Annotated in this window: 1 protein-coding gene; it reads right to left on the bottom strand. The window is 68.5% G+C overall.

All coding sequences use genetic code 11. The annotated features are described in order from the left end of the window. Nucleotides 1-590 (bottom strand): acyl carrier protein (locus AC5L38_RS44350; RefSeq protein ID WP_495248848.1); only part of this gene is annotated, 590 nt, incomplete at its 3' end. Nucleotides 591-613 lie beyond the last annotated feature (23 nt).

The following is a 613-nucleotide window of genomic DNA, read 5'->3' as shown; positions in this document are numbered from 1 at the left end:
TGACGCGTATACGACGTCCCCACCCGACCAGGATCCGGATCATAAACACCCTCCAGATCCCACCCCCGATTCGTCGGAAAACCAGTAATCGCGTCAGTCTCCTCAACCACCAAACGCCACAGATCCTCCGGAGAAGACACCCCACCCGGATACCGGCACGCCATCCCCACGATCACCACCGGATCATCGGCCACCGACCGCACCACCGGCGAGAGCACACCCGCATCGGCCCTCTCACCGAGCACCTCACCCAGCACGAACTCCGCCAACACCACCGGAGTCGGATAGTCGAACACCAACGTCGCCGGCAGGCGCAGTCCGGTGGCGGCGTTGAGCCGGTTGCGCAGCTCCACGGCGGTGAGGGAGTCGAAGCCCAGCTCGCGGAACTCCCGGCGCACCTCCACCATCTCCGGCGAGGCGTGCCCCAACACCGCAGCCACCTGCGCCCGTACCAACTCCACCACCGACCGCACCCGATCGGCCTCCCCCAGCCCAGTCAGCCGCCGTACCAGCGCCTCATCTCCCGAGGCCGTTCCCGACACCGCCGACCGGCGGACCCCCCGCACCAGCCCACGCAACAGGTACGGCACCTCACCCCGCGCCCGCACCCCCG

It is taken from the genome of Streptosporangium nanhuense, from assembly GCF_059358815.1.
This window is presented reverse-complemented; position numbering and strand designations above follow the sequence as displayed.